Raw genomic sequence first — 21,133 nt, forward strand, 5'->3', positions numbered from 1 at the left:
GCCCGTGCTTAGTACTGGTAGATCAACTGGAAGCCCGTCGTGGGCTGCTCCGTGTCGAAACCGCGTGGCGCATGGATGCGCCGCCCGATGAAGAGATCCCAACTCAAACCGCTGTAGCTGCCGCGCAGGCCGAGCACACCGCCGGTGAGCTGCCGGTGCCCTTCCTGGGTGGAGGGACCCGCCACGCGGCCGACATCGATGCCGAGGTAAGGCGCAAGCGCACCGAGCGGCAAGGTCAACGTGTTGCGCAGATACGCGCCGCGCTCACCGGCCAGGGTCTGCTCACCGTCGTAGCCGCGCACCGAATAGCGCCCACCGATCGTGATCAGCTCGGCGGCCGGCAGGTGGTCCGTGGAGCGCTGCATACGCAGGCTGCTATCCCAGATAGCCTGGCGGCCACCCAGCGTGATCGGCTGGCTGAGCGAGAGATCGAGCGTGGTCAGGCCATAGCGGTTCGTGGGAAAGCCCACATCGGCGTCGTACGCATTCCACTGGCTGCCAAGCCACGGCGTGCCTCGCTGGTATCCCAGCCGTGCGTCGAGCTGGGCCTGACCGATGTAATGGCGATGGATCAACGCAAGCTCGGCGCTGGCAACGCGTTGCCGCTGGATGCCGACTTCCACGCCCTGGATGTAGCTGTGAGCGTTACGGGTCGCCACGCGCGCTTCGAGCGAGGTCTTGCTCGACGTGCCACGCGTGAGCAGGCGCTGCACGGTGATGTCGCTTGAGGTGGACGTACCGGTCGAGCGGAAGCGGCTGGCGAACCCTTCGATCCATTGCCGATAGCGATAGTTCGAGACCGATCCGCTGAACGTCCACCAGCCCCAGGGAATACTGTAGGTCGCGTTCTCGCTGAAGGTGCTGCCGCCATCGCGGTGGGTAAACAACGCATGGCCCGCACCGATCGAGAACAGGTCGTTCAACCCGAACGGGTTGTCCAGCGCGACGTTCAGATTGCCCTGGTAGCGTCCGGTGCCCTTCAGCCCGGAATCACCCGCATCAGCGACGACATGCCAGCGCCGGGTCGTGTGCGTCGTAAGCACCACATCGGATTCACCCACCTGTTCGGCGGGCGCGATATCCATGCTCACGTCCTGCGACGGTACCCGCTTGAGCTGCTCCAGCCCCTGCTCAATCGCGTGCAGATTGAGCAGATCGCCCTCGCGGATCGGGAACGCCGTGCGCCAGTTGAGTTCCGGCGAACCATTGGCAAAGCGGATGTGCCGGAGGATGCCCGGCACCAGCAACATGCGCAGGTGACCCTTGGAAATATCCTGGGCAGGCACACCGACGCGCGTGGTCACGTAACCGCGCGCGATCATCAGGTTCGATAAGCGGCGCTGCAACGTTTCCAGGCCGTCGCGGCCGACGCACTGGCCGACGAAGCGATCAAGGTAGTGCTGGGCCCAGCCGAACTCCGCCACCCGCTCGCCTTCCAGACGCAAGGTCTGCAGGGGGAAGCAAGGGGTGTCCTTCGGCAACGGCGCATCGAGCCGCTCGACCTGGGCCGACGGCGAGGATTGGAACGGCGCCTGCTGGCGCTGCTCTTCCTTCTGCTCAAGCTGCTGTGCGCGACGCAGCTGCTCTTGCTTGTCCAGCGTTGTCTGCTGTGCCACCGCCGTACCACTGGCCGTGACCGCGAGCAGGGAAATCAGCCCGTATGCCGTTGTGCGCCAACGGCCTCTCCCTAAAAACACCATGTTCTGTACGACTCCAACCGTCCTGGTTTGGCGCGCGGCACCCCGTCCCGGGAACCTACGGCCGCCCTTCAATCGCACTTTGTCGGCCGGGATCGCAAGAACTTTAGGGTGTGATCTGCACGGCGTTGCGCTTGGCGATGAGCTTTGGCGGGCCGTCAGGAGGGTCTTTTGCGGGGGCGATGGACTCGTGCATACGGCCTATCCCACCGGGGCGCGTCGGACACACAGGGAGAAACGGCTCATCAATTACTTGAGGCCTTCCCGCGGGCTTCGAGCCGCAAAAAGCGCACGCATGTCAAAGCAAATCAGCAGGCTAGGCGACGTTGTTTTCGATCGCATCCACGGTGAGAAAAAGCCGCCGGCTGAGAAGAAGATTCGCCGCGCGGCCTAATTCGAAAGTTATTACGAATAACGTGAAGAAACCGGCTCACACCAACGATTTACGTCAACCGGCCTACGCCAAAGGTGAGAGTAAAACGCCGGAATCCCGGGCGTATAACCGTCCTCGGCAGCTTATGACACGCACACGATGCGTGGCTCCGAAGGGTGACCGCCCATGACCGCTTCCAGTACGCCGTTGATCTCACTGGCATGGGATGACTTCGATCCCATGCGCGTCACACCGCTCACGCATACGTTCACCGAGCACCCGCTCCTGCAACGCGAGGCCCTGGTCGAGCTGGGCAAGCGTTGCCGCGGTACGAACCGCTGGTACAGCTTCGCGAGTGGCGTACAGCCCGGCACCGATTTCGACGAAGCGGCCGCGCTGTATCCGTCGAGACAATCGGCCGTGGCGGCGCTGAGTGCCATCGAAGATGCCAAGTCATGGGTCCTCCTGCGACACATCCAGGCCGACCCCACTTACCGCACGCTCGTCGACGAGGCGTTCGCGCCCATCGTCGACAAAATCGAGCGCGTGGATCCCGGCGTTTACTATCGCGCCGGCTGGATCTTCTCAGCCTCGCCCAACACGTGCACACCGTTCCACATCGATCGCAGCCACGTGCTGCTCCTGCAGGTGTCTGGCACGAAAACCGTCTACGTATGGGATCCAACCGACCGCGCCACACTGGACGACCTCGTACGCGATGACTTCCATGCCCGGCACGACCTGAGTCATGCCCACTGGCAGGAAGAGTTTCGTTCCCGTGCACACGTGTTCCACCTGAAACCAGGTACGGGCGTCTACATGCCGCTGACCAGCCCACACATGGTCGAGACCAGCCAGGAGGCGTCGCGAACTGTCAGTTTCACCTACAACACCGCGGCGACACGGCGCAGGGGCCGGATCCACGTCCTACGCGACGCGCTACGCCGCGTAGGCCTGAAGTCCCCGCCCGTCGGCTCGCACATCGCGTTCGATACCGCGGCGTGGATGGCCTCTTCCGCGCTGATCGCCTGCGGGGGGCCGGGCGGGCACCCGCCGGCGTGCCCCTCGTTGCGTCACGCGCACACGTATGCGGTCGATGACTGAATCAGTGCTGATGTTATGAGTGCCGATGCTATTAGTGGTGATGTTCGCCCTGCGCGAGCAACGCCATGAACAGGACACCGCCCAGCACCCCCAGCACGGGCGCGAGCCTCGCCTTGCCGGAGGCGCGCGACCAGACCCCGGGCAGGATATCCGCGAGCGCGACATAGAGAATCGTGCCCGCGGCAAAGGCCGACACCAGCGATGTGGCACGCGTATCGAGTGCCAGCCACTGGACGCCGACCGCGACCACCGGCACCACCGAGGCCATGGCGACCGAGAGCAGGAACGCACGGGCAGGCGTGTAACCCATCGCGACCAACACGCCCGCGCTACTCATCTCACGCGGTATCTCATGCAACGCGATCGCGACCAGGGCCGCATAGCCGGGCGCCGCTCCCGCCGCGAAGGCACCGGCCAGGATCATCCCATCCACCGCGTGGTGGATGAGATCACCGAGCAACGTCACCCGCGCAGCGGGCATGCCTGGTGCAAGGTCCCTGCCGGCGCTACGCATGGCGAACTCAATGAAGAACAGCATGACGACCCCAGCGACCGTTGCCGTCAACGCGGTCGCCGCGTCACCGCCTTCTTCAAGCGCATGTGGCAAGACGTGCATGAACGCATCGCCCAGCAGCAAGCCGACGGCGAGCGCCTGAAGCCACGGCAACCATCGCAGCCGTCGCGCGGAGGGCAACCACACCACGGCGCGCGACGATAGCGATGTCGCGGCCAGCAGAAGCGACGACACAAGAAGATCTAGCGTAAGAGGCAGCACGATATTCCGTCCTGTAGAAGACTCACGCGCCCTTGCCGAGCGGCAATTCAACCACCGTGCCACCCTTGCCGGTCACGATGTGCTCGGTCGCAGGGATGAAGTCGGCGGGTTCGGCGAGGAGGATGTTCGGAACGAATTTCTGCGGGTTCCGGTCGTAAAGAGGGAACCAGCTCGACTGCACCTGAAGCATGATGCGGTGGCCGGGCAGGAACACATGGTTGGCGTTCGGCAGGGAGAAGTCATACGGCAGCACGGCGCCCGCGGTCACCGGCCGGGCTTCGGCGAAGCCTTCTCGGTAGCGGCCACGGAAAATATCCATGCTGATACCCAGCTGGTAGCCACCCATCTCCGGCTGTTCGGCGACCTGGTCGGGGTAGACGTCGATGAGTTTCACGACCCAGTCCGCGTCCGTGCCGGTGGTACTCGCCATCAGATGAACCTTCGGTGCGCCACTGATGCGAACAGGCGCGGTCAGGACCGGTGACGTGAACGTGACCACGTCAGGGCGTGACGACGCCTCGCGCTGGTCATTCGTCAGCCAATGCTGCCAACCCTTCCCCGCCATGGGTCCAACCGGGCGGGCGCGATACGGCACCGGATGCGAAGGATCCGAGACATACTCGACCGAGCCGGAGGTGCCCTGCCCGCTGTCGTCTTCCGCGCCCAGATGCAGGGTGCGATCGGCACCGGGAACAAGGGTAAGCGAACCCCCCGCCGACACCGGCCACGCCGCGGCGGTTTCCCACCGGTTCTCGCCGGTGACAAACGCGTTGACCGGTGCGGGAACGGTGGGCGCATCCTTCAGGTAATGCGCGAGGAAGGGGCGCAGGATGTTCTGGCGGAAATACAGCCCCGTATCGGTGCCAAAACGCACGGCACCGAGCGCGCTTCCATCACCGACTTCCTGCCCGTGGAACCAGGGACCGGCGACCAGGAAAAGACGATGCGCGTCATCGTGCGGCGCCATGGCCTTGTAGACCGCGAAAGCACCATAGATATCTTCCTGGTCCCACAGGCTGGCGACCACCATGGTGGGGACGCTTACCGGCTCCTTGCCAAGGATCTTATCGACGGCCTGCTGCGACCAGAACGCGTCATAAGCGGGGTGCGCGACCACCTTGTTCCAGAACCCGAGCTGATCCATGCCGTAGCGCTTTGCGATGGCGCCCGCCGATGTGCCTTCGAGAAAGAACTGGTAATCGTCGGCGTAGTTCGACCACCACTTGAAGTGATTCTTGCGCGAGGCGGTTTGTTCGTAGATGTACTCGAGGTTCTGCTGCCGAAACGCGCCGTGATGGAACCAGTCGTCACCCATCCAGCCATCGACCATGGGATTCATGGGTACGGCGGCTTTCAGCGCCGGGTGCGGGTGGATGATCGCCATCAACGGCTCGAAGCCATCGTACGAAATGCCGAGGATAGCGACCCGGCCATTGCTCTCGGGAACGTGATGCACCAGCCAGTCGATCGTGTCGTACGCGTCGGTCGAATCATCCACCGGCGTCGGGTTGAGCGGACCATGCAGGGGACGATTCATGACGTAATCGCCCTCGGAGCCGTACTTGCCGCGGATGTCCTGTACCACGCGGATATAGCCATCCTGGACAAGTACGTCGCTGGCATCGTCATCGTGACTGACGGCCACCGCCAGGTGTCCGCTTTCGATGGCACTGGTCATCTCGGTCGCGTCATACGGCGTACGGGTGAACAGGATGCCCGCGCCCCGGGCACCCTTCGGCACCAGGATCACGGTGTGCAACTTCACACCGTCGCGCATGGGAATCATGACGTCGCGCTTCACATAGTCGAACGTGCCGGTCACCGGCTTGAAGTCGGCCGGCGTCTCGCTCGGGAGCGCCGCATACCGTCCGTCCTTCGGCGGTTCGGCCATGGCGGGTACGGCGAGCGCCGCCAGGAGTGCGAAGGTCAGCGTACGAACCGTCGGATGGGCAATGGCTTTCACGTGGATCCCCTTGGTTATTGGCAAGTGGCAGGCAGGCTGCCGATGAGGTGATGGATATCAACAGCCGCCTGGTCGGGCGAGGCCCCTTCGCGTTGGCAGAGCCTGAGAATGGAAGAACGGGCGTCCGCACGAAGGCCCGCGCACTGCCACGCACGTGCCGCGTCGAGCGGGAGCGTCGCATAAGCGACAGGGGTACAGCGATCGGCCACCCTTTGTGCGAGCGACATGCCCTTGAACTCGGATGGTACGGCCGATAGCTCTGGAGCGAAGTAGCTATCGGGAAACGCTTCGGCATAGATATCGGGGGCGAGCTCGCGCGTATAGGTTCCGATGTGAAGCGCTACCGGTCCGCGGCAGCTGGCCTGGCCAACGACCGCGTTCACCACATGGCTGACATCGCGTCTCAGGCCGTCCGGTGCGTGCTCTCCACCGCCTGCGGCAAGCGCTGGCACATGTGCCATCACCGCCATCCGGGGCAGATCGTGGGCATGCGCCGGCTCACAGCGGCCGCGAAGCGCAGCCGCGATAAGAAAGACGACGTCATTCGCCACGCCCTCGTCCTGGCGCATCCGCGCGCCCAGCCGCACCGCTTCGTCCCCCGCCACGACGACGTCCTCGACAGGACCTGTCGCGGCAGATGCGGCGGAGCCGGGCGTTGCCTTCGCGGACGTCGCTGCGGTGCGTTGCACAGGTACGTGACGCAAGAAAAGCATCAGGAGCGCGAGGCACGCCACGAGCGCGGCACTGCCAGCCAAGAGCACCGACCCCCTCATTCGAACGCCTGGCGGAGCCTGTCGGCATCCGCATCGTGATAGGGCTCGAGCACGGCCTCATCCATGCCGTAGGCGGAGTTCGCCATGCTGTTCTGGGTGACCACGGTATGCAGCACGCCCTTCAGCGTCAGCGGGTCGTACAGGCTGGGTGTATCGATGCCATGGACCAGCTTGACGTGGATAAGCATGTTTGGCGGCGGAGGCGGCACGTGAATGCAAGCACCATAGAACGGGACGAAAAAGAATTCGAGCATGCGTCCTTCGTTATCCGACTCCAGAGGCACGATGTACCCGGACAGTTTGACCTTCTGGTCATTGAGTGCCTGCACCGTATGCAAGGTGCCGACCTGCTTCATCCGCTGGTTACCCACGTGCAGCACGGGCGGCGCATCCTCAAGCGTCTTGATGTCCTCAGGCGGAACCATATGACTCCAGTCAAGATCCGCGTAGCCATCCGCATCCGGTTGACCGAGCAGCCCGGCGTCCTTTGAAGAGGCCAGCTTGGGCGCGCCATGCGCCGCCGCGAACGCACGTGCCGCGACGATGCCGTCCACCTGCGCTTTAGCCCGTGCTGCGCGTGTCGCGTCCGCTTCGGCCTGGGCCGATGCCAGGGCGGATGTCGCGCTGCGGGCGGGCCCGGCGCCTGGCGACGCCGCGGGATCGCTACAGCCGGCAAGAACGGTACAGGTGGCCAGCCAGAGGATGGTGGACGCCTTCATCACAGACGCACCTGCAAGCCATCGGCCAGCGAGCGGCGGTAAGCAACCCAGCCAGGAATACAGCCGGCAAGTGACCCCAGCGCGATCACGATGAGTAACAACAACCACTCGCCACGCGCCGGCGCCGCATCGATAAGCAGCCCTGCCGTGCTCAGCAGGTAGTCGTGCGCCAACCAAGTGGCCACATCGAGCAGGATGACACCCGCAAGGATGCCGGCCATCGTCAGCAGCGTGCTTTCCATCACCAGCAGGGCAAACACGCTGAGCGGCGATGCACCTACGGCGCGAAGCACCGCCATCTCGCGCCGCCGCTCACCGAGCATGCCAAGCAGCGCCGTAAGCATGCCGGCCATCCCCACGAGCAAGACCATGCCGCTGACGACCCGCAAGGCACTTTCCGCGGCCCCGACCAGGTGCCAGAGTTCGCCAAGGGCGACGCCGGGCAGCACCGCGAGCAAGGGTTCTTCAGGGTAGTCGTCGATCGCCCGCTGCACCGCGAAGGCGGAGAGACGGGAGCGCAGGCCCACCAGTGTGGCGGTGATCGCCTTCGGCGTGAGGTCCCTATGCCGTGCCTGGTCAGCGGACGCTTCCATGCCCGGCAAGCGGATACCGGCATGCCAGTCGATATGGATCGCTTCGATCGCTTCCAGGCTCACGGCAATCGTCGCGTCCACCGGCGTTCCGGTCGGCGCCAGCACACCGCTGATGTGAAACGGCTTGTCAGCATGGGACGCGAGGTTGGGACCGCCCAGGCCATGCGACAGGACGATGCGATCACCGACTCTGTAGTGAAGCTGCCGGGCCACTTCCGAACCGATGACCGCATCATAGAGATCGGCAAACGGTGCGCCACGGGCAAACGCGAGCGCATTGCCCCGCCCGTAACGATAGTGGCTGAAGAAATCGGTCGACGTGCCGGTCACGCGGAAACCCCGATGCGAATCGCCGAGTGAGAGCGGCACGGTCCACGCTACCTCGGGCATCGCCCTGATGTCCTGGTAGCTCTTCCACGTGATGTTGTTCGTCGCCTCACCGATATGAAAAATGGCATAGAGCAACAAGGTCACCGGACCACTGCGCGCGCCGACCAACAGGTCCGTGCCCGACACCGTACTGGCGAAGTTCTGCCGCGCGTCAGTGCGGATGCGTTCGACGCCTAGCAGAAGAAAAACGCTCAAGGCCACGGTGAACACGGTCAACGCGACGCCGGCCTTGCGCTGGCGCAGGCTTTTCAGTGTCAGGTAGAACAACGTCATGGATCAGGACTCCCACATGCCCGGCGCGGCGCGGCCAAGCGCCAGGCTGTGTTCAAAATGCGCGGCAAGCGCCAGGTCATGGCTGACGAAGACCACGCCAGTTCCGTGCCGCTCGCATTCCTCGAGCAGCAGCCGCAGGAAGGCATCGCGGCTGCTTGTGTCCAGCGCGGAGGTGGGCTCGTCGGCCAACAGGAGTTCGGGGCCGCCGATAAGCGCGCGCGCTGCCGCCACGCGTTGCTGCTGCCCTACGCTCAGCTCACCCGTGCGCGCGCGTGTCCATATCGCTTCGCCAAGACCGAGCGCACGCAAGAGCCGGGTGGCCTCCGCGGTCATCAGGCTGCGGGTCGCGCCCGCACGACGGCTGCGCTCCGCGGACCAGGCGCACCCCAGCAACACGTTCTCGACAGGCGTCAAGAACGGGAGCAAGTTAAATTGCTGGAAGATGTAGCCGATGTGATGGGCACGGAAGCGATCGCGTGCACGTGATCGCAACGTGGCGAGGGAGGTACCAAGAATCCGCACATCCCCCATTTGCGTCGCGAGCACACCCGAGAGCAGGCCGAGCACCGTGCTCTTTCCGCAACCGCTAGGCCCATGGAGGAACAAGCGCTGCGCTGGCGCCAGTTCGAAGTCATCAAGCGTTATGACCGCGTCTGAACCAGGCCACGCGTGAGCAACCGAACGCGCGCTTATGAGCGGAAGGACACCACGCATCATCATGGCTGCACGTCGACGTGGCTGGCCGTTCCATCGAGCTCCTGTTGGTCGCTGCCCGCCGCGGTGATGATCCTGACAACCACCTTCTGCACCGCCGGAAACGCGACGGCCAATCGGATATCCAGTTGGTCGAGCCGGGCACTTCGCCCGCAGGTGAAGTGATAACTTGCATCAAAGTCGGCGTGTCCACCGGGTTCGGCGTTACCGCCAAACCCATGCGGCGAAATCCTGGCTAAGGCAAGTGTGCAATTCGCGGCCGGCGCGGGTACCAGCCACGCGGCGTCTTTCAGCAACTGCGCGGCCTTTTCGATCGCGGCGCTTTCCTGCGGCGAGCCCGAGGGGTGCTCAAAACCCACCGCATCGTGTCCCGGCAGGCTCACCTGCACGTCCATGCTCCCCGCATCCACCGACACGTCGACTTGGGCTTGCCCATGAACGTGCGGGCCCAGCTGCCGTTCCACTGCGCCGCCCGTGAGTGGAAGGACGGCAAGCAGGAAGGGAAAAACCATCATGAGCGGCTTCACGCAAGGAGCGTCCAAGTGTTATGTTATAACATAAGTTACACGACACCCTTGCACGCCTGCTAGTCCCATTTTTTCTTGCGAACGCGTCATCACCCAGGTCCTGCTTATGCGCCCGACTACCTCACCATGGAACAGCCGAATCCACGCGATCGCCCTTTGCCTGGCGACCTTCGTGGCGCTCATGCCTGAAACGAGTCACGCAAAAACCACGACGCCACCTGTGGCATTCGAATGGGTGGAGAGCGTTCCCGAAGGAACGGTCTATGGCCTCGCCGATACCGCGCGTACCGCGCCCACATGGCTGGCCATGGTGAACGGCGCGAAGGACCACATCGACATCGCCGCGTTCTATCTGACGAATCCGCCGGGCGGCGCACTCGCGCCGGTCGTCGACGCGCTCGTGGCGCAAGGCAGGCGAGGTGTGAAGGTGAACCTGCTCGTCGACAGCAGCTTCATGCATGAGAGCCAGCCTTCGATCGATGCATTGAAGGCGTCGCCCGGCATCACCATCCGCCAGATGCCGGTGAAGGACATCACCGGTGGCGTGTTGCACGTGAAGTTCATGGAAGTCGATGGCCGCGAGGTCTTCGTGGGTAGCCAGAACTGGGACTGGCGAGCCATCCAGCACATCCACGAAGTTGGCGTGCGCATCGCCGAGCCGCGTATCGGTGCCACGTTCAAGGCCGAGTTCGACCATCTGTGGAAGCTCGCCGGGGAACCCGCGGATGCCCGTATGGCATCACCGCTGGTGCCACCCCCTTCATTCGAACCGGTGACAGCGCTATCGCCCGTCGTCGTGAATGGATCCGGCGGATCGAGCACCGTGTTTCCGGCATTCAGCCCTCCGGTCATGCAACCGGCCTGGCTGACCAGCGAAGCACCGGCGCTAGCTCAACTGCTTAGCCAGGCCCGCGAGCGCATCCGCATCCAGGTCATGACCCTGTCGGCGTTCAAGGACTTTGGCCCGAAGGGTTACTGGGGCACGCTCGACCTTGCCATGCGTGATGCGGCAACGCGCGGCGTCAAGGTGCAGATCATCGTGGCCGACTGGGCGCTTCGCGGAAAGGATCTTGCCTACCTGCAAAGCCTCGCGGCGATACCAGGCATCGATATCCGCTACTCCACGGTCCCACAGGCGTCGTCTGGCCCGATTCCCTATGCACGGGTGGAACACGCGAAGTACGCCCTGGTCGATGACGAACTCGGTTTTGTCGGGACGGGAAACTGGAGCTGGAGCTATTTCGAGAGCACGGTGGATGCCTCACTCTTTATCCACGGTCCACTGGCCAGGCCGTTGGGACGGATCTTTGATGCGGACTGGAGTGGCCCCTATGTGAAGCCGCTAAGTGCGTTCGTCCCGAAGCCGTGAGCTCATCTCCGCCTGTAGAAAGTCCACGAAGCAGCGTACCCGCGGAGGCTGGAACGTGTTGGGGTGGTACATCGCGTGGATGGGTGCAGGTGCGGACCAGGTACCGGGATGGACCAGCATCAGTCGCCCTTCACGCACGTCGTTGGCTACGGCCCAGCGTTGCCGATAGGCGAACCCTCGACCCAACACGGCCCACGTTCGGATGACTTCGCTATCCGTGCATTCGTGATAACGCCGTACGCGGACCACGTCATCGCCAAGCCGCCACTCATTGCGCGGGCCCGCGTTCGTGGTGAGGACCAGGGTCGGCAACTCGGCCAGATCGGCAGGATGTTCCGGCATGCCGTGGGTGGCGATGCACTCAGGTGAGGCGCACACCACCCGCCAGCTGTCCGCGAGATGGCGCGCGACGAGATCGCTATCTTCCAGTGGCCCCACGCGAACGGCGACGTCGACGTCATCGGGTACGAAACGCGAAAGCGAATCCGAAAGCGTCAGCACGACACGCACCTCGGGATGCAGGACCATGAAGCGGTCGAGGATGTGAACCAGCAGGTTGCGTCCCAGATCCGAGGGCGCGGACACGCGCAACGTGCCGCTGACGCGGTCGGTGCCACTACGTACTGCTCGCTCGGCTTCACGCAGGGTCTCGATCGCGATTCGGCATGCCGCGATGTAGGAGCGTCCCTCGTCAGTCAGCCGCAACTGGCGCGTAGTCCGTTCGAACAGCCGGGCACCGAGCGATGCTTCGATCCGCTGGACACAGGCGCTCGCGGCTGCAGGCGAAAGCCCGGCCCGCCGCCCCGCCGAGGAGAGGCTGCCGAGGTCGGCCGCATCGACAAGGAGCTGCAGGTCGCTCAGGCGGTTCATGGTTTTCCGGCGGTCGGCTCGTAGTGGCAGCTCGATCATCTTCAAGTTCTATTTGAAGATCAATACACATCTGGGCCCATTATCAAAAGCAAACCCGCGGGAGACGATCCGGCTACCTCCCCACCCGCAAGGAAACGCCATGTCACGCCTGCCCCTCCCCCTGCTCGCTTCCGCCCTCGCCCTTGGCCTGGCCGCTGCACCGTCGTTTGTCCTGGCTGCCGAGATGATGCCGGTGCCCAAGACCCTGGTCGGTGCCTGGACCCTGGTCCGCTGTGACAACGTCTACCCCGATGGCCGGCGCGTCGAACTGTATGGCCCCTCGCCCGAGGGCATGTGGCTGATCGATGCGGATGGCGACTACATGATGCAGATCGTGCGGGCGAAGCGCATGCCGTTCGCCGTTAACGATAAATCGAAGGGCACGCCTGAGGAGTACAAGGCCGCCTCCATGGACAGCAACGCCCACTTCGGCCACGTCAGCGCCGACGAACACACGATGCACAGCAAGATTCTCCGAGCCTCGTTCCCGAACTGGGATGGCAAGGGTGGCGACTCGGCCTACACGCTGGTGGGCGATGAGTTGACCTATACCGTTGCCAAGCCCTCGAGCGGTGCAGCGGAAGGTGCACATGGTGAGGTGGTCTGGCGGCGCGTTCGTTAGTGCGGGTTCGCGATCGAAGGATTCGCGCCGAATGAGTACCTGCACGCCCGGGCGCGAACGTGTCCGGGTGTCCGCCATGCGCCGTCCGCGGACAGGCGCTCATCGCGTTCTAAAGCCCTTTTCCGACTGGCCTGCTCCTTGCTTATCCCCGAAGTGGCATCAGGGAGACGCTACGTGGCCAACAAGGCAGACATTCCGTGGGCAAGCACGGCCTGGGGGCGTGTGCCCTGGGGAATGCAGAACTACATCTTCTTTTATCTACGGTCGCACCATTTCCCGGTGACGCCCCACAACACGGAGTTGCTCGCGCAGGCGATCGCCAATCGTCTCCAAGCCGGACCGGTCCTGCATCGGGATCTTGAGATCGTCATCGATCGAAGCGCCGTCGAATACCTGCTGGATGACGACGCGGACGAACCCTAGCGGCAACGAACCCTAGCGGCAACCGATCAGGCTGCCGCTGCCTTCCGGCTGTTCCACCAGAACCCGACAAACAGCGCGACGATCATGAGGCCCTGGGCGACGAGGGTCTCGATCGTGGGGAAGATGCCAAGCACGCTCAGCCGCGGCGCACCGGTAAGGGGCATGATGCCGATGATGCCGGCCTCCTGCAGCGCTGACACGCCCTTCCCCGCCAGCACTACGGTCAAGAGCGCCATTAGCCACGAGCTGTAGTTGAAGAACTTGCCGATGGGCAACGAGCGGCTGTAGCGGAGCATGAGCCAGGCAATGATGGCCAGGGCCAACGTGGCGCTACCCGCACCCGCAAGCATGGCGCCGCCGTTGCCCTGCGTCCAAAGTGCGGCATAAAACAGGATGGTTTCGAAGACTTCGCGGTAAACCACGACAAAGGCCAGGCCAAACAGGAACCAGGCCGAACGGCCTGAGAGGGCCTTGGACATCTTCTCGCGGATGTAACGCTGCCATTGCCCGGCTTGCGCCTTGCCGTGCATCCAGATGCCGACCGAAAGCAACACCAGCGCGGCGAAGACCGAACCAAAGCCTTCGGTCAACTCGCGGCTCGCGCCACTGATGCCGATCACCCAGGTGGCCACTACCCAGGTGAGCAAGCCCGCCAACAGCGCGCCGACCCAGCCCGCGTGGACGTACGGCATAACCTCGTTGCGTTCGGCCTTGCGCAGGAAGGCGATCATGGCGACGACGATGAGCAGCGCTTCCAGGCCTTCGCGCAGCAGGATCGTGGCTGCGCCAAGGAAGGTAGACAGGGCGCTTGCCGCTTGCGGGGACAACGCGGTTTCCGAGGCTTCCAATAGCGCATCAAGCGACTTGGCGCGCTCGGCGAGACGGGCCGGATCTTCCCTGCGCTGGATCGCGCCGCGGAATTCACCCATGGCGCGTTCAACGCGCTCGAGCAGTTCTGGCGTGCGTGCACCAAGGGTCGGTTCAATCGGCTCGAAGCCATCCAGATAAGCCGAGAGGGCGAGGCGCGAAGCGGCCTCCTGATCGCCGCGCGCGTAGGCGGCCACGCTGTCGGCAAGGCGTTGCCGTGCCAGGGCCAATGGCGCGTCGGTCGAGATGGGTGCGGCTACCGCGTCCGGGTGTCGGCGTAGATAACCCATGATGGCATCCGCTCGCTCCGCGCCAAGCTGCGATTCAAGCGTTGCCGGCGTCATGGCGCTCAGCGCATTGAGGTCAGGTATCACTTGCGACAGGGCCTTGTCGCCTTTCCACACCTGCTCACCGCGAGCCGCCATGTCGTCGGAGAACGCGAAGTGCCCCGCATAAAACGCCAACGCCCAACGATCATCGTCTGGCATTGCGGCGAAGCTGGCCATGGGCGTGCCATCGAGCCCCTGGGTAATGACCTGGTACAGCGCGAACACACTGCGCTGGCGCGCTCGCTCCATGTCGGTAAAGGCAACTGGTTGCGTCGGCAACGCGGCCGCACCCGGGCCATGGCCATCACCGGAGGCACCATGGCATACGGCGCAATTCTGGTTATAGAGTGCCTGTCCGCGCGCAAACGTCGGCGGCACCTTGGGCGCCAATGGCACGGGGTAAGCGGCAAGCAACGCGGCGGCCAATGCGTGCGCGGCGTCGGCGACCCGGGCGCTATCGACCTTGTCCGCGATGGCCTTTTGCAAGGCACCCGCATCCTTCTGCAGCGCATTCTTGGCCGCCGTCGGCGGCAACGCCGCGAGCTTCGTCGCGACAGTGGCGGCAAATTCGCCCTGTTCGGCGTACTCAGCCTGGCTCGTGACCTGGCCGTTCTTGACCGCGCCGGCATAGTCGACCGCGATGTAATCGAGCAGACGCCAGGCAGTCTGAGCGTCCACGTTCGGCGCCGCGGGTGTGACGGGCGCCGGCGGGTCGGCGGCCACCGCAACCGATACGCCAGACAGGCTTGCGATGAAGGTCAGGGAGAGCAGGAAGTTACGAAACATGAATGTTTCTCATTATCACCTCAAGCCAGTATAGCTGAAGGGATAACGACTGCCTTTGGCGGATCACACCTCAACCCGTTCAATCGCGACGTTCCGCCGCACTCAGCAAGTCCCTAAACCGTGTCAGTTCACCGCGATCCATGTCCGAAACAATCGCAGCAGCCTGCCCTCCAAGGCTGGTGGTTTCCAACACATAGCCCTCGGACTGAATCTCGTTGCGACTCTCCGAACCGGCCTTCCACGGCAGCACGAACACATCGATGAAGTGCTTGCCGTGCTTATACACAAGCACGGGAACCCGTTCGCCACCGGCATAGTCGATACGCCCGCCGATCAACGCATAGCCTTCTGCAGCGAAGTCCTGCACGACAGGCGCGATAGCGACCTTCCCCGCGAACCAGGGCTTCACCGTATGTTGGTCCGTCGACACCACATCGATCGGTGAGGTCGCGGCCAGGGCGCGCAAATGGCTGGCGAAAAGGTCACGCGTCAGTTGCGCTTCCTCGTTTCCGGCGACGGACGCATGGTTCCACATACCCAGCGTCACCCCACCCGCGACAAACGCAAGGACCCAGGACGCAGCGAGTGCGAACCAGGCCCGTGGCCGCCGCCGAGCGACCGGACGCACAGGCGTTGCTTCCGCACTTTTCTCGATGCGTGCGCGCAGTGCGTCGGGCGCGCTATAGCGCGGCACGTCGTGGCGCAACGCGCGCCGTAGCGCATCCAGCTCAACCAGCGTGGCCTGGCAAGCGGTACATTCGTCGAGGTGGGCTTCGAATTCCCGACTGGTTGCGCGATCCAGCTCACCATCGAAGTACAACGGCAACAGATCGCTAGCGGTCTTACAGTCCATGCGGGGCCTCCACGGTGCCGTTATCGGTCAGCGCCTTTTGCAGCAACGCCCGTCCGCGGGCGAGGCGCGACATGACGGTTCCGATCGGCATCTCCAGCACATCGGCAATCTCACGGTACGACAGCTCTTCGATCTCGCGCAGGACCAGCACCTCGCGAAAGGTCACTGGCAGGTCGCGCAAAAGCGCAGCGATGAGCTGCCTGCGCCGTGAGCTATCGACCTGCTCCTCGATCTCCTCCGCCTCGGCGCGCGGCATCCAGTGTTCCGCGGCGAGCGGATGGTCATCGATCGCAACGTTCTTCTTTTCCTTGTTGCGCACCGCCAGGCGCGCCAGGCAGCAGTTGCGTACGATCGCGAGCCACCACGCGCGGGCATTCCCGCCAGCGTACGTGTCGGCAGCACGCGCCGCGCGCAGATACGCATCATGCACGGCATCGGCGGCATCCTGCTCGCTGCCCAGCAGCCACCGACCCAGGTTGTAGGCAGCATCAAGGTGGCGTAATGCCAGGTCATCGACCACCGCACGACTACCTGTCGAAATCATGTCCGCTGCATTCTCATGCCAGGCACACCCCATGCGCCGCCATAGCCGTTATACGCCCAACATGCGCTGGATGACGCGGTCGCGGTCGATGAACCGGTGTTTCAGGGCGGCACCGATATGCCCCACCACGAGGATGCACAACACCCAGACCAGGGTCACATGCAGGGTATCCGTGAGCAGGCGGAGCGGCTCGTTCTTGCCGATAAGCACGGGCAAGTCGCCCATGCCGAAGAAGCTGACCGGATGCCCGCCCGCCATGCGATGCAGGTAACCGGTCAGCGGCACGACGAACATCAGCGTGTACAGAACCCAATGCAGGACATGCGCGATCGTCTGCTGCCAGGAAGGAATATGGGAAGGCAACGCCGGTGGTTTGTGCGTGGAACGCCAGAACAGGCGAAACACCGCCAGCCCGAAGATCAAGCTGCCGAACGAGGCGTGATAGAACAGGACCTGATCGTGTCCCGGGTTGCTCTTCGGAAAGGTTTCCATCAGGAAGCCGAGAAAGACGTTCAGGAAGATCAGGATCGCGATACTCCAATGCATGGCGATCGCCACCTTGGTGTACGACGTGGAGCGCGCCGTCGACACGGCATTCAGGGCTTGGGCTGGCATGGACATGGCTGGGACCTCGGGTTCGGGGGCACCGGAGGCGTGCCCACGACTACCTAGATCATCAGCGCGCGACTTTTATTCCCGACCACCCAGAGGAGTCGCGGCTCAAGCCGCTGCGTACAGGTCATCGAAGCTTGCCAACAGTGCGTCAAACGCGTCGTCCAGGACTTCGGGCGCGAGGAAGGCGGTCGCCTGGAGCGGCAGGAAATGCAGCGATGCCAGGCCGATGCAGCCCAGGGCGGCCACCAGGTAGGGCCGGAGGAAGTCGGGCTGGTTCGCACGCTCGCCGGCGAACACCCCGCCAGAGGCAATGGCGACATACACCGGGCGATCCTTCAGCAGGCCGATCTTCTGACCCGAGCCCGCCGAGGTAAAGGTGCGCTCATAACGGAGCACCTGGTCGATCCATGCCTTCAATACGGAGGGTACGGTGAAGTTATTCATCGGTGTGCCGATGACCACGACGTCCGCCGCTTCTACTTCGCGGATGAGTTCCTCAGACAGCGCGAGCTCATCGCTGCCCTCGGCCATCGCGACGTTCGCGGGCGTCGCTAGTGCTCGTGCATAGTCCTCGGTGGCATGCGGAAGGGGATGCCAGCCGAGATCGCGCCGGATGACCCATGCGGAGGGGTTCGCGTCGAGCAGGCGATCGACGATGCCAGCCGACAAGGCGCGGCTGTAGGATTCGATGCGCGGGCTGCAATCGATGTGCAGGATGTTCACAGGCGTGGCTCCAGGGGTGTCAGGGGCTGGCTGAAATGCATGCCATGCGCGAGCAGGCCCTGGCGGAAGTAGAAACGCTGCCCCAGGGCATTCGCTAACGCGGTATCGAGGACGAGGTACGCGCATCCCTGCCGCCGGCCTTCTTCGCGCAACTCTGCAATGAGGTCGCCCCCGATGCCCTGGCCACGGGCCGCCGTGTTCGCGACCAGGTCATCCACATAAAGAAACTGGCCATAGAGCAGGTTCTCGGTGATGCGGTAGCCGGCTAGCGCCACCGCGCGATCGCGATGCCAGGCCGCAAGCAACCTGTAGCCATGCGTGGCCTGCCGGCGCACCCGGGTGGCGAACGCCGCGGCATCGGTCAGGTGCGGGCGAAGCTCGCGCATCACCTCGAAGCAGGCCTCGTAGTCCTGGTCGGTCTCGACAGGACCGATGAGATACGTGTTCACGGCGGTTTCCTTGTGGTGTGGGGGGCACTGTAGGAGACTGATGACCCATGCCATAGGTGCAAGAACTGACTTTATGACTAGGACATCGGCCAACCCCCTATACCTGCAGCTCTACGACCACTTCCGCGAGGCCATCGCGCACGGCCGGCTCAGCCCCGGTGACCGCGTTCCATCGGTGCGTAGCCTGGCCAGCGAGCTGGGTCTCGCGCGCGGTACGGTCGAACTGGCGTTCCAGGTGCTGGTCAGCGAGGGCTACTTCATGACGCGCGGAGCCGCGGGGACCATCGTTGCCCCGGGCCTTGGCGCGCTCACCGAACCCGCGCATCCTGTGCCAGCGCTACCGACATCGCACACGCGTCCGGCGCAAGGCCTTGACGAGACCGGCGCCGCGCCCTTCCAGCTCGGCCTGCCCGCACTCGATGCGTTCCCGCGGAAGACCTGGGCACGCCTTTGCGGACGCCACCAACGCACGCTGCAGACCGCTGGCATGACCTACCCCGACCCGGCCGGCCACGAAGCACTGCGGCGGGCGATCGCCACCTACCTCGGCATATCGCGCGGCATCTCCTGCTCGCACGAACAGGTCTTCGTCACCACCGGCTACCGCGGCGCGCTGGATCTCGTACGCCACACGCTCCTGCGGGCCGGCGATGTCGGCTGGTATGAAGACCCCGGTTATCTCCTTGCACGGATATTCCTGGAACGTGCCGGGCTAAAGCTCCAACCCGTGCCGGTCGATGACGAGGGTCTCAACGTCAACGAAGGCAAGAAGCTCGCGCCGAAAGCACGCTTCGCCGTGGTGACACCGACGCACCAGAGCCCGATGGGCATGGCGCTATCGCTGCCGCGCCGGCTCGAACTGCTCGACTGGGCCAGCAGCCGCAAGGCCTGGATCATCGAAGACGATTACGACAGCGAGTTCCGCTACCACGGGCGGCCCCTGCCCGCGCTGAAAAGCCTCGACCATGATGAGCGGGTGCTCTACACCGGCACGTTCAGCAAGGTGCTCATCCCGGGATTACGCCTGGCCTACCTCGTCGTGCCGGCATCGCTCGTCGGCACGTTCCGCGACGAGGTCACCCATCTGCCCGGCCCGGGCTCCATCGTGCCCCAGGCCATGATCGCCGACTTCATGACCGCGGGGCATTTCGCCCTGCACCTGCGCAAGATGCGCGCGCTATACGCAACCCGGCGCCGTTACGTCGTCGATGCGCTCACCGAGATACTCGGCGATCGCCTGTTCGTGCAGCCGCAAGCGGGCGGCATCCATATCCTCGCGCACCTCAAGGCACGCCGGAACGACAAACACCTCGCATCAACCGCCTGCGCCAATGGCCTGGCCATCCGCGCGTTGAGCGACTGGCGTCTGCGCAAGGCTTCCAGCGGCGGATTGTTGATGGGCTTTGCCAACTTCGCCAGCGCCGCTGATGCGTCGGCGGCCGTGCAGCGGCTCGACGCCGTATGGCGCGCCGCCTGATCCATACCACCCTTACTTGGTACAGCCGACACGCAAGAAGTTGGTGCTTTTTTCGCACCAGGACCGCGGCCATTCTGTTTGACTCCCCTCCCCGTGGCCTTCCCCCATGGTCAAACATGTCTCCCGGTTGGCGTTGCCTGGCATTCCCCTGGCCGCGCTCGTGCTCCTTACCGCGTGCCACAAACCCACCGCAAGTGGCACCGGCGCGCCGCCGCCCGATGTCGGCGTAGCGGCCCTGGTCAGCAAGCCGATCCGTTCCGTCGATGAATTCAACGGCCGGGTCGAAGCGATCCAGTCGGTCGAGATCCGGCCACGCGTCAGCGGCTATATCGATCGCATCGCCTACACCGAAGGTGCCGAGGTCAAGGCGGGCGATCTGCTTTTCGTCATCGATCCGCGTCCCTACCGCGATGCGCTGAATACCGCACACGCGCAGCGCGAAAGCGCCGTCGCCGCCTCCCGGCTCGCGCAAAGCCGCTTCGCACGGGCGAGCAAGCTGGTGGAAACCCACTACATCTCGAAGGAAGACTTCGACACCAGCAAGTCCAGCCTCGAGCAAACCGCGGCCGACGTACATGCCGCCGACGCCGCCGTCGCCACCGCCTCGCTCAACCTCGCGTTCACCCAGGTCCGCGCACCCGTCGCCGGCCGTGCGGGTCGCGCGCTGTTGACCCTCGGCAACCTGGCGCGCATCGACGACAGCCTGCTTACGACCGTCGTTTCGCAAGACGCCATGTACGTCTACTTCGATTGCGACGAGCACAGCTACCTGCGTTACGGCAACGGCGCCAACCACACGGCCAGCGCCCGGGTGGCGCTGGCCGACGAGAACGGCTTCCCACGCGAGGCCAGGGTCGATTTCCTCGATAACCGCCTCGACCCGGCCACCGGCACGATCCGCGCCCGCGCCGTCGTCGCCAATACCGATCACGAGCTCACGCCCGGCCTGTTCGCCCGCGTGCGCTTTGAAAGCGGTGCACCGGTCGATACGCAGCTGATCGATGACAAGGCCATCCTGACCGACCAGGACCGCCGCTATGTGTACGTGGTCGATGCGAAGGGACAAGCCATACGCAAGGACGTCACCCTCGGGCGCGATATCGCGGGCATGCGTGTCGTTCTCTCCGGCCTCGATGCCACCGATAAGGTCGTCGTGAGCGGTGCGCAGAAGATCTACTTCTCGGGTATGCCGGTGCACGCGGTACCCGCGACGCCGGTTGATGTATCCACGGCCACGGCCCTTGCGGCACCCAAGGATCGCTGACG

The 21,133-nt window shown here is 64.2% G+C and carries 21 protein-coding genes; 6 read left to right on the forward strand and 15 right to left on the reverse strand.

Features of this window, described 5'->3' with window-relative positions:
• Positions 1-8 precede the first annotated feature (8 nt).
• Complete coding sequence (locus VGN46_RS13950) at positions 9-1,616, reverse strand: ShlB/FhaC/HecB family hemolysin secretion/activation protein (protein ID WP_331644321.1); 1,608 nt, start codon at positions 1,614-1,616, stop codon at positions 9-11.
• Between the two features lie 640 nt (positions 1,617-2,256).
• Between VGN46_RS13950 and VGN46_RS13955 the strand changes: the two genes are divergently transcribed.
• Positions 2,257-3,174, forward strand: a complete 918-nt coding sequence (locus VGN46_RS13955) for a JmjC domain-containing protein (protein ID WP_331644322.1) — start codon at positions 2,257-2,259, stop codon at positions 3,172-3,174.
• A 31-nt stretch (positions 3,175-3,205) separates the two neighbouring features.
• Here the strand turns inward: VGN46_RS13955 and VGN46_RS13960 are convergent, their stop codons facing one another.
• From VGN46_RS13960 to VGN46_RS13990, 7 genes are all read right to left on the reverse strand, one after another.
• Positions 3,206-3,922 (reverse strand): ZIP family metal transporter, encoded by a 717-nt coding sequence (locus tag VGN46_RS13960; protein ID WP_331644323.1) that lies wholly within the window; start codon positions 3,920-3,922, stop codon positions 3,206-3,208.
• Positions 3,923-3,971: 49 nt separating this feature from the next.
• Positions 3,972-5,840, reverse strand: a complete 1,869-nt coding sequence (locus VGN46_RS13965) for a CocE/NonD family hydrolase (RefSeq protein ID WP_414675260.1) — start codon at positions 5,838-5,840, stop codon at positions 3,972-3,974.
• Between the two features lie 86 nt (positions 5,841-5,926).
• The gene (locus VGN46_RS13970) at positions 5,927-6,517 is read right to left on the reverse strand and encodes a hypothetical protein (protein ID WP_331644325.1); all 591 of its coding nucleotides are present in this window, start codon (positions 6,515-6,517) and stop codon (positions 5,927-5,929) included.
• 164 nt (positions 6,518-6,681) lie between these two features.
• Positions 6,682-7,404, reverse strand: a complete 723-nt coding sequence (locus VGN46_RS13975; RefSeq protein ID WP_331644326.1) for a DUF3299 domain-containing protein — start codon at positions 7,402-7,404, stop codon at positions 6,682-6,684.
• Positions 7,404-8,660: an ABC transporter permease gene (locus VGN46_RS13980; RefSeq protein ID WP_331644327.1), complete on the reverse strand. Its 1,257-nt coding sequence runs from the start codon at positions 8,658-8,660 to the stop codon at positions 7,404-7,406. Before VGN46_RS13980 ends, VGN46_RS13975 begins: the two co-directional genes overlap by 1 nt.
• A gap of 3 nt (positions 8,661-8,663) precedes the next feature.
• On the reverse strand, positions 8,664-9,380 hold the full coding sequence (locus VGN46_RS13985; RefSeq protein WP_331644328.1) for an ABC transporter ATP-binding protein: 717 nt from the start codon (positions 9,378-9,380) through the stop codon (positions 8,664-8,666).
• Positions 9,377-9,901, reverse strand: a complete 525-nt coding sequence (locus VGN46_RS13990; RefSeq protein WP_331644329.1) for a ZrgA family zinc uptake protein — start codon at positions 9,899-9,901, stop codon at positions 9,377-9,379. The genes VGN46_RS13985 and VGN46_RS13990 overlap by 4 nt, the downstream gene beginning before the upstream one ends.
• A gap of 106 nt (positions 9,902-10,007) precedes the next feature.
• Between VGN46_RS13990 and VGN46_RS13995 the strand changes: the two genes are divergently transcribed.
• Positions 10,008-11,270, forward strand: coding sequence for a phospholipase D-like domain-containing protein (locus VGN46_RS13995; protein WP_331644330.1), 1,263 nt, complete (start codon positions 10,008-10,010; stop codon positions 11,268-11,270).
• On the opposite strand, the gene VGN46_RS14000 is transcribed toward VGN46_RS13995, so the two are convergent.
• Entirely contained in the window at positions 11,244-12,140 is an 897-nt protein-coding gene (locus tag VGN46_RS14000) for a LysR family transcriptional regulator (protein ID WP_331644331.1), read from the reverse strand. The genes VGN46_RS13995 and VGN46_RS14000 overlap by 27 nt on opposite strands.
• Positions 12,141-12,279: 139 nt before the next feature.
• Between VGN46_RS14000 and VGN46_RS14005 the strand changes: the two genes are divergently transcribed.
• Together VGN46_RS14005 and VGN46_RS14010 are read left to right on the forward strand one after the other, a co-directional pair.
• The gene (locus VGN46_RS14005) at positions 12,280-12,801 is read left to right on the forward strand and encodes a lipocalin-like domain-containing protein (RefSeq protein ID WP_331644332.1); all 522 of its coding nucleotides are present in this window, start codon (positions 12,280-12,282) and stop codon (positions 12,799-12,801) included.
• A 174-nt stretch (positions 12,802-12,975) separates the two neighbouring features.
• Positions 12,976-13,224: a hypothetical protein gene (locus VGN46_RS14010; protein WP_331644333.1), complete on the forward strand. Its 249-nt coding sequence runs from the start codon at positions 12,976-12,978 to the stop codon at positions 13,222-13,224.
• Between the two features lie 26 nt (positions 13,225-13,250).
• Here the strand turns inward: VGN46_RS14010 and VGN46_RS14015 are convergent, their stop codons facing one another.
• From VGN46_RS14015 to VGN46_RS14040, 6 genes are all read right to left on the reverse strand, one after another.
• Positions 13,251-15,206 carry a cytochrome c/FTR1 family iron permease gene (locus tag VGN46_RS14015; protein ID WP_331644334.1) on the reverse strand — a complete coding sequence of 652 codons (1,956 nt, stop codon included), beginning with the start codon at positions 15,204-15,206 and terminating at the stop codon, positions 13,251-13,253.
• Between the two features lie 79 nt (positions 15,207-15,285).
• A complete protein-coding gene (locus VGN46_RS14020; RefSeq protein ID WP_331644335.1) occupies positions 15,286-16,059 on the reverse strand; it encodes an anti-sigma factor family protein in 774 nt (257 codons plus the stop codon).
• Entirely contained in the window at positions 16,049-16,603 is a 555-nt protein-coding gene (locus VGN46_RS14025) for a sigma-70 family RNA polymerase sigma factor (protein ID WP_331644336.1), read from the reverse strand. Before VGN46_RS14025 ends, VGN46_RS14020 begins: the two co-directional genes overlap by 11 nt.
• A 48-nt stretch (positions 16,604-16,651) precedes the next feature.
• Positions 16,652-17,224 (reverse strand): cytochrome b, encoded by a 573-nt coding sequence (locus VGN46_RS14030; protein WP_331644337.1) that lies wholly within the window; start codon positions 17,222-17,224, stop codon positions 16,652-16,654.
• 99 nt (positions 17,225-17,323) lie between these two features.
• Positions 17,324-17,941, reverse strand: a complete 618-nt coding sequence (locus VGN46_RS14035; protein WP_331644338.1) for an NAD(P)H-dependent oxidoreductase — start codon at positions 17,939-17,941, stop codon at positions 17,324-17,326.
• Entirely contained in the window at positions 17,938-18,390 is a 453-nt protein-coding gene (locus tag VGN46_RS14040; RefSeq protein WP_331644339.1) for a GNAT family N-acetyltransferase, read from the reverse strand. The genes VGN46_RS14035 and VGN46_RS14040 overlap by 4 nt, the downstream gene beginning before the upstream one ends.
• Positions 18,391-18,463: 73 nt before the next feature.
• Here VGN46_RS14040 and VGN46_RS14045 point away from each other — a divergent pair, with 73 nt between their 5' ends.
• Together VGN46_RS14045 and VGN46_RS14050 are read left to right on the forward strand one after the other, a co-directional pair.
• A complete protein-coding gene (locus tag VGN46_RS14045; protein WP_331644340.1) occupies positions 18,464-19,867 on the forward strand; it encodes a PLP-dependent aminotransferase family protein in 1,404 nt (467 codons plus the stop codon).
• Positions 19,868-19,973: 106 nt separating this feature from the next.
• Complete coding sequence (locus VGN46_RS14050; RefSeq protein WP_331644341.1) at positions 19,974-21,131, forward strand: efflux RND transporter periplasmic adaptor subunit; 1,158 nt, start codon at positions 19,974-19,976, stop codon at positions 21,129-21,131.
• Positions 21,132-21,133: the final 2 nt, after the last annotated feature.

This window comes from Luteibacter sp. (assembly GCF_036500425.1).
Classification (GTDB): Bacteria; Pseudomonadota; Gammaproteobacteria; order Xanthomonadales; family Rhodanobacteraceae; genus Luteibacter.

What these genes read in the sequence shown, in the direction of transcription:
- VGN46_RS13985 (WP_331644328.1), bottom strand. Translation starts at nt 9,380, where the DNA reads ATGATGATGCGTGGTGTCCTTCCGCTCATAAGCGCGCGTTCGGTTGCT.
- VGN46_RS13965 (WP_414675260.1), bottom strand. Translation starts at nt 5,840, where the DNA reads ATGGCCGAACCGCCGAAGGACGGACGGTATGCGGCGCTCCCGAGCGAG.
- VGN46_RS14015 (WP_331644334.1), bottom strand. Translation starts at nt 15,206, where the DNA reads ATGTTTCGTAACTTCCTGCTCTCCCTGACCTTCATCGCAAGCCTGTCT.
- VGN46_RS13955 (WP_331644322.1), top strand. Translation starts at nt 2,257, where the DNA reads ATGACCGCTTCCAGTACGCCGTTGATCTCACTGGCATGGGATGACTTC.
- VGN46_RS14045 (WP_331644340.1), top strand. Translation starts at nt 18,464, where the DNA reads ATGACTAGGACATCGGCCAACCCCCTATACCTGCAGCTCTACGACCAC.
- VGN46_RS14025 (WP_331644336.1), bottom strand. Translation starts at nt 16,603, where the DNA reads ATGATTTCGACAGGTAGTCGTGCGGTGGTCGATGACCTGGCATTACGC.
- VGN46_RS13995 (WP_331644330.1), top strand. Translation starts at nt 10,008, where the DNA reads ATGCGCCCGACTACCTCACCATGGAACAGCCGAATCCACGCGATCGCC.
- VGN46_RS14020 (WP_331644335.1), bottom strand. Translation starts at nt 16,059, where the DNA reads ATGGACTGTAAGACCGCTAGCGATCTGTTGCCGTTGTACTTCGATGGT.
- VGN46_RS13975 (WP_331644326.1), bottom strand. Translation starts at nt 7,404, where the DNA reads ATGAAGGCGTCCACCATCCTCTGGCTGGCCACCTGTACCGTTCTTGCC.
- VGN46_RS14005 (WP_331644332.1), top strand. Translation starts at nt 12,280, where the DNA reads ATGTCACGCCTGCCCCTCCCCCTGCTCGCTTCCGCCCTCGCCCTTGGC.
- VGN46_RS14050 (WP_331644341.1), top strand. Translation starts at nt 19,974, where the DNA reads ATGGTCAAACATGTCTCCCGGTTGGCGTTGCCTGGCATTCCCCTGGCC.
- VGN46_RS13980 (WP_331644327.1), bottom strand. Translation starts at nt 8,660, where the DNA reads ATGACGTTGTTCTACCTGACACTGAAAAGCCTGCGCCAGCGCAAGGCC.
- VGN46_RS14000 (WP_331644331.1), bottom strand. Translation starts at nt 12,140, where the DNA reads ATGAACCGCCTGAGCGACCTGCAGCTCCTTGTCGATGCGGCCGACCTC.
- VGN46_RS14030 (WP_331644337.1), bottom strand. Translation starts at nt 17,224, where the DNA reads ATGTCCATGCCAGCCCAAGCCCTGAATGCCGTGTCGACGGCGCGCTCC.